The organism is Acinetobacter sp. YH12156 (assembly GCF_013418235.1).
GTDB lineage: Bacteria > Pseudomonadota > Gammaproteobacteria > Pseudomonadales > Moraxellaceae > Acinetobacter > Acinetobacter pseudolwoffii.
The window spans coordinates 61,214-71,846 of sequence record NZ_VPCL01000016.1; the positions used below are offsets into that span (position 1 = coordinate 61,214).

The 10,633-nt window shown below is 37.9% G+C and carries 5 protein-coding genes and 1 rRNA gene; 3 read left to right on the forward strand and 3 right to left on the reverse strand.

Annotation, left to right across the window (positions count from 1 at the left end):
• Positions 1-78 precede the first annotated feature (78 nt).
• Positions 79-414 carry a TIGR01244 family sulfur transferase gene (locus FTU87_RS13805; RefSeq protein WP_005098133.1) on the forward strand — a complete coding sequence of 112 codons (336 nt, stop codon included), beginning with the start codon at positions 79-81 and terminating at the stop codon, positions 412-414.
• Positions 407-829, forward strand: a complete 423-nt coding sequence (locus tag FTU87_RS13810) for a beta-lactamase hydrolase domain-containing protein (RefSeq protein WP_100329847.1) — start codon at positions 407-409, stop codon at positions 827-829. The genes FTU87_RS13805 and FTU87_RS13810 overlap by 8 nt, the downstream gene beginning before the upstream one ends.
• Before the next feature lie 158 nt (positions 830-987).
• On the opposite strand, the gene FTU87_RS13815 is transcribed toward FTU87_RS13810, so the two are convergent.
• Complete coding sequence (locus FTU87_RS13815) at positions 988-7,215, reverse strand: hypothetical protein (RefSeq protein ID WP_180097658.1); 6,228 nt, start codon at positions 7,213-7,215, stop codon at positions 988-990.
• Positions 7,216-7,385: 170 nt separating this feature from the next.
• Between FTU87_RS13815 and FTU87_RS13820 the strand changes: the two genes are divergently transcribed.
• Positions 7,386-8,765 (forward strand): dihydrolipoyl dehydrogenase, encoded by a 1,380-nt coding sequence (locus FTU87_RS13820; protein ID WP_180097660.1) that lies wholly within the window; start codon positions 7,386-7,388, stop codon positions 8,763-8,765.
• On the opposite strand, the gene FTU87_RS13825 is transcribed toward FTU87_RS13820, so the two are convergent.
• Both FTU87_RS13825 and rrf read right to left on the reverse strand, forming a co-directional pair.
• Positions 8,731-10,350: a Na/Pi symporter gene (locus FTU87_RS13825; RefSeq protein WP_180097662.1), complete on the reverse strand. Its 1,620-nt coding sequence runs from the start codon at positions 10,348-10,350 to the stop codon at positions 8,731-8,733. The two genes, FTU87_RS13820 and FTU87_RS13825, sit on opposite strands and share 35 nt — an antisense overlap.
• A 173-nt stretch (positions 10,351-10,523) precedes the next feature.
• Positions 10,524-10,633, reverse strand: a 5S ribosomal RNA gene (gene rrf / locus FTU87_RS13830); the annotation flags it as partial.

The following is a 10,633-nucleotide window of genomic DNA, read 5'->3' on the forward strand; positions in this document are numbered from 1 at the left end:
TCACAACAGCTTCAGCATGTTTTCCGCTTAATGCTATCATAAAGCATATCGATATAAATGAAATGATGGAGTGGCGTCATGAGCGAAAATGTAGGCTTTGCTGGTCAAATTGGTCCGGAACACGTGACTCAGGTGGTCGAGAAAGGTTTTAAATCTATTATCAATAACCGCCCGGATATGGAAGGTGGTTCTGAGCAGCCGACCAGTGCACAAATTGAAGAAGCTGCACGCAGTGCCGGTCTGGATTATGTCTTTCAGCCTGTCGTCGCTGGTCAGATTACTGAGCTCGATGTACGTACTTTTGCCAATCATTATAATGAATTACCGAAACCTATTCTGATGTTCTGCCGTACTGGAAATCGCTCAAATAATTTATATCAACTGGCAAAACAGATGGACCTGCTGGATGACTAAGTCTTTTTGGAAAATTGTAGTACTGGCAAGCTGTTTAAGTGTCAGCTCACTTGGTTTTGCCGCAAATGATCTCAGCCGTGCAATGACCTCTTCGCTGAGTGTGTCAGGTGAAATGACCTTAAGCAAGTTTCAGCAATTGATTCAGCAAGGTTTCAAATCTGTGATTGTAAACCGGCCGGATCAGGAAACTGGCAATAATGTCACGGTGAGTCAATTACGCTCCATTGCGGAGAAATCTCAAGTGAGTGTGATTTATCAGCCTGTGGTGAGTGGTCAGCTTTCTCAGGCCAATATTGAGGAATTTGCTCGATATTATAATGAGCTACCTAAACCTATTTTGATGGTTTGCCGGAGTGGTACACGTTCAGCGACCTTGTTTAACCAGGCTAAATCTCAAGGATTGATTCATGAATAAAATCTTAGTGGTGTTATGTCTGAGCTTGACCTTTATCGGCTGTAGTTCAATGAACTTGAAGCCAACTGTAGGCGTAAGTGTGGGAACTTCGATTTAGTCCTTAAATTTTAGCTCCTATAAAAAAAACAGCGCCGAAGCGCTGTTTTTTTTATTTCAAATTATTGGCAGGAATTAACATTACCATATGGGCTAAGGTCAAATGGCTGACTAGTTTCTGCATCTATATCAGATTTCAGGATCCCAAGAGAATAATTAAGTTGAGAACTTATTGGATTACCATTTAAGGTAACATTCGCTCGAATACTTACATTTTGCCAACCTGCATATTTTCTTAGATAACGAATTTGTAAATCAAATCTTCCTGTATTATCAGTAATATAACTTGCAGTAGTAGTTTCACTTCCACGTGTATCAATAAATGCTGGAGCTAATGCAGTATCTGTTGGAATTGGCGTAATGGCACATCTTAATTGCTCACGCCCTGGGAATATACGATTTGTCAAAGCCTGAATTTGATTCAGTAATTGAGCACGTTTTTGATTATTAGTCAAAGCTCCTTCTGCTGATACAGGATTATCATTCTCTGGTATAGCAGCTAAGTCGTCTCTTAATGAAAAAATGGTATTTTGATTTTCCTCTTCGAGCTGAGCTTTTGTCTTAAAGTGACCTTTAGCAATATTCAGTATATTAATATTAAGAGTAACGTCCTGATTAGGTATTGGACGTCCTTCGTTGTCAACTAAATGAGCAGACAGATTTTCAATATAATATAAGCCATCTAATGACTTCTGAAGCTCGGATGCATTACCAAATGTGATGTTTCCTGCAGAAATTATTGTAGACTGTACTATATTAATCAGATCTTCTTGAAGAGCTTCTCTATAACCAATTTCATTAAATCGTGTAATTAAGCGCAAGTCCTCAGCTACGAATTCATCTGATGAATATCCTCGGTCACGAGCGGTCTCATCAACTTTCACTTTAAATATTGCTTGACCATTTTCATCTGTAACTAATCCTGATGCTCCAACGATAGAAGCTCCATTGTTTTCAAAATTAGGAATCTCTAAAGTGACATATTGACCAGTAACTCCGCCACCATTTCGATCAAGTAGAGTTACTATTACATCAGTCATATCATTACGAACGTTTAAAATTGGCTTAGACTTGCTAATTCTAAGTGTATATCGTGCATCCTGTATCTGTGGAGCTTCAGCAACAGGACGATATACTGCTAAACGAGTAGGAACGGTGTTCGTAATTCCTTTTTCATTGGTATGACTTGCCTCTAACTGAATACCACTCGCAACTAAAGTATCCTTATCACGTCCATCCTGAGGAAGAACAATAGTAAAGAACCCATTACCATACTGATCAGTATTTACTGTTGCTTCACGTTTTAAAGGTCTTTGAGGTTCTAGATCCGTTTCACCTACATCTATACCCACATTTGTTGCAGTTGTAGAAGCAGTTTGCTTCACAACCAGTTTGATTTCTTCATTAGAAATAGGATTGCCATTTACATCTGTTACTACCACATTGACAACAGCTTTATCTCCTTCAGCATTCAAGGCCCATTTATCACTGCCAAAAGTCAATATATTCAGGTTGGTGGCCTGCTCTACAACTAACTTTAATTCAGGACTCGTCCTTGTATTACCATTTGGTAAGCGAACAGAAGTTTTAATTGATAAACCGTTATTTAATAGTTCATCTATTTGTTCAGGTGTTTTATTAGCTGGTAAGGTCACATTGAAGCTAACATTACCATTTGAATCGGTAACTCCTGTAATACCCCCTTCTACATTTAATCCACCATTCTTAACTACATCTCTGACTTCTAAAGTAACTGGTTGCGATTTTAAAGGTCGGCCTTTCTCATCTACTAATTTAGAAGTAATTGTTACAGTGTCTCCCGTTACAAGTAATGATGGCTTAGAAGCATTTAATGGTAGTAAATTATAAGTACCTTCTGGCACACTGATATTAACTTTCCCTACTTGAGAAACAGTATTTCCCACTTGTTTATTAGTTGTTGTAACTGCGTATATAATGCCCTTTTTAATGAGCTCATCATCCAACTCACCGTTTTCCAAATTGACAACAAAGTAAGCGAAACCTTGGCTGTTGGTTTGTGCTGAATCCTGGTCAACTTTAACGCGTGAATTCAAACCCGCCAATGCAAAATTAATTAATTGATTAATAACAGGTTTCCCTTTCTCATCAAGAGCTTGAACTGCTATTACAGAACTCCCTCCCATACCACTGATACTCGGATGTGAAGTATTGACTTTAAGCTCATGCACCGCAGAACCTTGTGGTGCTTTCACCATTATTTTCGTATTTTGACTTAATGTTGATCCATCTGCTTGCACTACTGATGCTGCAAACGTTATACCATTGGCTATTAAGTTCTGAATCTTTTGTTCATCAGAAGCTTTTACATTAACAGTAAAAGAAATTTCTCCTGAGGCATTAGTAATTTTTTGATTGGCATCAACAGTTACACCATTTTCTACCGCAGCCACACTTAAACCAATACCAACTTTCTTGCCAACTAATAGCTCACCGTTCTTATCAAAAACTTTAGTAGTGACAGTAAAAGTATCACTATCTGCTGTAACAATACCTTTAGAAGCTATTAAATCAATACGAGAAGCATCCTTGGCTAATTCAGTTTCATCAATATTAAACTGTAACAATGTTGTTTGTGCAATGCTCTGCCCTGCTTCTGAATTATAGATTGCAGTTGCTTGCAAACCAGCCAATAACGCTTTGACTTGTGCTTCGGTTAAAGTCGCTGAAGCAGTGTAGATAACCTTAAATGATGCTTCACCTTGTGTATTAGTAATTTTATTTTGAGCATCTAGCTTAATGTTCAATCCTGCAGGCATTGCAGCTAAATTAAGCTTAATAGATTTACCTGAAAGTGCAGTACCTTTACTATTAAAGGCTTTCACTGTAATAGTAGAAGACCCACCCGTGGTTTTAATCGTATCTGAAGCTTCCGCTTTCAGATAACTTACTTCTGACAAAGAAACTGCAGAAACTACATTAATCTTTGTATTTTGCACAATTGTGCTATTACCATCCCCTTGTAATACTGATGCACTTATTCCAATACCGGAAGCAACAAGGTTCGTAACGGCTTCAGCTGACATTGGTTTAACAATCAACTCAACTTCACCTATACCCTTTTCGTCAGTATTAACAATAATAAAACTGCTTTCACTATTCTTGAAGCTCACACCATTTTGCAAAGCATTATTGTCAATTGCTAATGTCACTTGACGATTTTTAATGGCTACACCTTGAGTATCTTTAAGAATCGCCTCGACTTTAATAGTATGACTATCTGTCGTATTTATAATTAGGGCAGCTTTATCTACCACTAAATCCATACGTTGAATATTAACAGCCTGCTGATAAAATGAAGCTTTTACGGTTTGAGTTATATTGCCGTATTGAGCATTAATGATTAAACCTTTTTGTATTAATTCAGCCTTATTTGCCTTTGATGCATCGTACACTAATGTAAATGTTGTTTCACCAGTTGCATTAGTTGTAAGCTTATTTCCTTCCTTGATTTTTAAACCAGAAGTTTTATCAAAGCCTAATTCAATATCTTTATTTGAAACTGGCTCTCCAATACTATTAAAAGCTGTAACTGTAATGGTTTTTTCAGTGCTTTGATCTACATTAATTACAAGTGATTCACTTACTGATAAATATGTAATATCAGCTTGTGATGCATGTGATGCAACAACCATTATTTTTGCAGCTTGGGAAATAATTGATCCATTACTTTGATAAGCTGATGCAGTAACCAGCAAGCCAGCATTCACTAAAGCATTAATTGCATCGGTATTAGGAGCTGCTAATTTAACAGTAAATTTTGCTTCCCCATTTACAATAGTTTGAACTAAAGCGCCTTCAATAGAAGCTCCATTCTGTTTTGCAATATCTGTAAGTTCTAAATTTACTTTACGATTTGAAACTGATTGACCTTCTGCATCAACAGCTTTTACCTTAACCTCAACAGTATCTTTGCTTGCAACTACTACACCTTTATCTAGACTGATATTAAGTTGTCTTATTTCAATATCTGGAGCTTGTTGGTAGAAACGGACTTTACTGGTTTGTGTCACGACTTTACCCGAAGCAGGCTGATAAGTAGCCACCAAATCTACACCTTCTGTTTTTAGCTTAGCTAACAATTGTTCATCAGTAATATGACCATCATAACTTATCACAAAAGTAGCATTACCATCTTTATCAGTTTTCTTGCTCGAACTATCTAAAGTTAGCCCGTTAGTTTGACTATTTACAACTTTAAGAATAATGTCTTGGTCTGCTAATTTCCCACCATTACTATCAACTGCTTTTACTGTAATAGTTGCCTGCCCACGATCAATATTAATCATTTGATCTGCAGTAATAGCCAGATAACTAACATCAACAGCTTCTAATGTAACAGCCTCGACCATAACCTGCGTATTTTGTTTAACAGAGGTTCCATCTGCTAGTTTTGTTGTAATAGCAACAGTAATACCTGAAGCTACTAGTTTTTCAACTGCTTCTTTATTATGGGCATTGACATTTAAAGTAAAGCTTGCAAAACCCTTCTCGTCAGTGGTCTTTGTTGCTGTGCCCTCTAAAGTCACCCCATTAGCCATCACAATCTCAGATAAACCGATTGTTACTAATTTATTAGCTGCATTTTTTCCCAAAGTATCAATTGCACGCACTTTAATTTGTACACTATCCATGGTTGAGGAAACTACCCCTTTACTTGTAGTTAACTCTAAACGCTCTACTTCTTTAGACTGCTCAATAGTTTGCTTCTTATAAAAACGTAATTTAGTAGTCTGACTAATAATTGTATTTGCTGTAGTAGTATACCCAGCCGTAACAGTGACACCATCTTTTAATAAAGCATCTAATACCTGTTCTGAAACATCTTTATCATCAAAATTTAAGTTAAATTTAGCTTGCCCATTACTATCAGTAGTAATTTTTGAGCCATTTATAATGGTTAAACCATTTGTCTGACTACTCGGTATATTTAAGGTAATCTGCTTATTGGCAATAGAACCGCCATTTTTATCTTTAGCAGTAATAGTTACTGTGGTTTGTCCACCTTGAATATCAACTTGTTCGGACACTATAGCATTTAGGTAAGAAACTTCTTCTGCAGGAGTTGAAACAACTGTAATGGTACTAATTTGTGGAGGAGTGTTATCGACACCTATTAAAGCCGCTGAAATAGTAATTCCATTTGTTACTAATAAATGACCTCCCGGATTTGCTGCATTTGCTTCTGTTTTAATGATAAAAGTAGCTTCTCCATTATCATTAGTTACTGCTGTAGGAGTAACCAATTTAGCGCCATATTCGAGAGCTATATCATCTAATGTTAATTTAAGTGTTTTATTCTTAACAGCATTTCCTTCTGGATTTCTTGCTTTTACGACTACATTGATTGAGCCACCAATAGCATCTACTTTATTACTATTAGAAGTCAAAATAGAAATATTACTAACAATATTAGCAACAGAATTAACACCTACTGTATGTACTTGGGTTTTAGCTGCACCTGATTTTTCAGTGAGAGTAGCTTCTAAAAATACTCCAGTTTCTATTAAATTCTTACGATCTACTTCTCGACCATCTTTTAATGCTAGAGTAAATAAGGCATATCCCTCATTATCCGTAACAGAATTTGATGAACCTTTTATAGTGACTTGATTATTTTTGAAATCTTTAACTGCTAAAGTAATATTTTCATTTGGTACCCCTCCGCCATTTAGGTCTAATGCACGGACACGTACAACAGATTCACCTCCTGACACTGCTAAAGGTTCAGAATCAAAGACAAGCTCATATTGACTAGATACTACAGTACCTGCTCCAGATACCGAGGCTGTTTTTATATCATTAATTGTTGTACCCTTAATTGTGGTTGTAAATAAAAGTGAGGCTAAGTTTTTATTGGAACCATCTAAAGTTACTTTGAATGTAACATTACCAGCTTCATCCGTTACCTTTTCTGAAGCATCGCTTGTAGCACCTGACTTGGCATAATCCGCAATGTTTAAAACGATGGTTTTCCCAGCTACGCCCCCACCATCTTTATCTACTGCTTTAGCTGTAATTGTAAGCTCATCACCATTTACATTTAATGCAGACTTACTTAAGGATTGTGAAACTCCTGTAGCTTCTTTAACTGAATTATCTAAACTTTCGTTTCCATTATTTGGTGTTTTTACATTTCCTTGATCATAATACCCATCACTCCCACCTCCCCCACATGCAACCAAAGAAATTGAGGTTGCTAAAACTGTTGTGTTTACCCCTAATTTTTTTAAATTTATTAACAAACTCATAATTTTTCCCACTAAATATAATAGTTAAGCAGCCATAAAAAATAGCTTTTGGCTTTTACACAAAATTTACTCAAATTAGCAAAAATAAGCAATCTAGTTACATAAATTACATCAAAAACATTGTAAACCTTAGTGATAAATAACTATTTTTGAGACTTGGTAAGCACTTTATGTATGATCTCATCATTATTGGCGCCGGCACTGCAGGAATCAGTGCCTATAAAGAAGCCATCAAACACACCCAAAATATTTTAATTATTAATGACGGCCCTTGGGATACCACCTGTGCACGCGTGGGTTGTATGCCCAGTAAGCTTCTCATCTCTTCCGCAAATCGTATACATGACATACAATCCGCCAAAGACCTCGCTTTACAACATGATGCTGCGGTCGACACTTCAGGTGTCATGCAACGTCTGCATAGCTTGAGAGAGCATTTCATTCGCGCAACCCTAAAAGGTGTTGATCGATGGGAGGCTTTACATAAAATTTCTGGTCATGCAACGTTTATTGATGCCCATACAGTTGAAGTCAATGGACAAGCTTATCAGGCTAAAAGCTTCATTATTGCGGTTGGTTCACGACCTAATATTGATAAAACATTCAAGGAAGAATTAGGAGATAAATATCTAACTTCTGATGAGATATTTGAACTTTCTCAATTACCCAAGTCTTTAGCAGTGATCGGAAGCGGTGTGATTGCCATTGAACTGGCACAAGCCATGCAACGACTGGGCGTAGACACTACCCTGTTCGCTCGTAGCCAAAAAGTAGGTGCCTTAACCAGCCCTGCTTTACAAAAGCTGGCACAGGAGCAATTGAGTAAAGAACTCAATATCAAGTTCAAAATCTTGCCAGATCAAGTTAAAAAACAAGCTGGTCATATCCAGATTAATTTTACTGAAAATGATCAAGCTCAAACTATTCAAGTTGAATATATTTTGGGCGCTACAGGCCGTCAGACTAATCTGGATCGATTGGGTTTAAATCAGTTAGATCCTAATTTTGCTGATATCAAAAAATTGCCTATCAATAAAAAAACCAAACAACTCGCAGATATGCCGATATTTATAGTGGGTGATGCCGCACCTGATGCCCCCATTCAGCACGAAGCTGCTCATGCTGGTAAAGAAGTGGTTCATAACTGTTTAAATTATCCCGAGATTAAGCCGATTCCCGCACTCACCCCACTGGCAATCGTATTCTCTCACCCGGAAATGGCGATTATCGGGCAAAGTTTTAAACAGTTAGAACAGCAAAATATTGAGTTTATTCGAGGATTTGCCTCCTATGAAAATCAAGGACGTGCACTGGTTCTTGCTGAAAATAAAGGTGGTATTGAAGTTTATATTGATAAAAAATCAGGCAAATTATTAGGCGCAGAACTCTTCTGTTCACAAGCTGAACATCTTGGCCATCTTCTGGCCTGGACCATTGATGCAGATCAGGATATTCATCAAATCCTGGCAAAACCTTTTTATCACCCAACACTGGAAGAAGGTCTCAGATCTGCTCTTAAACATGCTCGTCGTCAATTTGATGCATTGTAAGTGTTTGCTGACGCTCATTGAGTACATTAATGAAACGGTAACTGTGCGCAACTAAGCGATCTAACCAACGCTGAGCAGCCAATAACTCAAAAGTTTTGGCTGCATTCAGCTGATACGTTGAGGCATAAATATTAGTTTTTTCACGTAATTCGCTACGATGCTGTTTACTCCACTGTTTTAGATGTCCCATTTCAATATACAGTTGGCTCAAATCTTCAGATGAGCGAGTATCTAGCATGCTATTTCCAGCATTTTCCAGAATCTGGATAAAATCCAAGGCAAGTTGATGAATCGCGGGTTGGCTACGAATACTCACAACATGCTTTAGATTTTCCAAATCACTACGCAACACTTTCAGATAAACCATCATCCTTAATAAGCTAAACAGCCGACTTTGATCAGTGCTATTTTCAGGCACAACAATTTTTTCTAAATAATCCTGTAATTTGTAAATTAATTCGTCTTGCTGTTTTAATTCATTGGCCGAAACCAATTCTGCTGACTTGATGGCTTTTAGAATCCAGGAATATTGGGTCAATATGGTTTTAAAGATCACTTGTTCTGCCGTATTAATTGCGACCGCAGGCACTGCCAAACTGGCTTCATCTAAGGCCTGTAATAATGAATCTTCATGTGCCGGAATATATTTCACCAACAGCTGTTCAAAGGGGCGAATCAATGGCATAAAAAATAAGGCACCAAATACACTGAAGGCTGTATGAAAAGCTGCCACAATGACCACATGATCCCAACCAGATAAAAAATACTGTGGTTGATACAGCCATAAAAACAAGGGAACCAAAATACAAAATGCAAAAATTGCACTCACGACATTAAAACAGACATGCACAGCAGCAGTTCGTTTTGCATTCGCATTTGCACCGATGGCTGCCAGTACTGCAGTTGCAACGGTTCCAATATTCTGGCCAATGACGAGCACAAGCGCTTGATCGAGCTGAATCGCCTGACTTGCTAATGCAGCAAGTGTCGCTGTAATGGCGGCACTAGAGGACTGCAAAATCACAGTCATGACCAAACCGAAAAGTACCAATAACAGCTTTGCAGCAAAACTTTCGGTCGAGAAAATTGAAAGATCGAGATGTTCTGCGACACCTGACATTGCTACTTGAAGCAAATCAATTCCAAAGAAAATCAGGCCGAATCCCGCAAGCGCCAAGCCGGTAAGCGCTGTACGTCCATGTGCTAATATTTTAAGTAAAGCGCCTATGGCAATGAGAGGCAAAGCCACTTGTCCAATAGAAAACTTTAAACCTAAAAAAGCAACAATCCAGCCAGTACTGGTTGTACCGATATTGGCGCCAATAATTACACCAATGGCTTGCGAAAAAGAGAGTACGCCTGCACTGACAAAGCCAATGGTTGCTAGCGTCGTGGCTGTGGAGGATTGCAAAATCAAGGTCAAGGCAATACCTGAAGTCATTGCTTTAAAAGGAGAACCAGTAAACCGACCTAACCATTGTCTTAATGTTTCACCTGCAATATCTTTAAGGCTCTCGGTCATTAAAGTCATGCCAAGCAAAAATAAACCGATTCCACCACAGAGCTGTGTAAATACCTCAAACACGCAGATTCCTAGGCTTTAAATTTTAATGATTAAAACATAATCAGGCTGATTTAAAAACAGCAAATAACCTTGAGTAAACTCAGAATATTATTTTTACTATATTTAATTTTGCTATAAATCCCGCGCACAAAAAAACACCCCCAAGCCTTGGCTTGAGGGTGTTTCGAATAATGAGCTGGCGATGACTTACTCTCACATGGGTAACCCCACACTACCATCAGCGCAAAGAGGTTTCACTTCTGAGTTCGGGAAGGGATCAGGTGGTTCACTCTTGCTATTGTCG

Bases quoted from the DNA above. Each gene is read 5' to 3' on its own strand.
- FTU87_RS13810 (WP_100329847.1), top strand. From the start codon at position 407: ATGACTAAGTCTTTTTGGAAAATTGTAGTACTGGCAAGCTGTTTAAGT.
- FTU87_RS13820 (WP_180097660.1), top strand. From the start codon at position 7,386: ATGTATGATCTCATCATTATTGGCGCCGGCACTGCAGGAATCAGTGCC.
- FTU87_RS13805 (WP_005098133.1), top strand. From the start codon at position 79: ATGAGCGAAAATGTAGGCTTTGCTGGTCAAATTGGTCCGGAACACGTG.
- FTU87_RS13815 (WP_180097658.1), bottom strand. From the start codon at position 7,215: ATGAGTTTGTTAATAAATTTAAAAAAATTAGGGGTAAACACAACAGTT.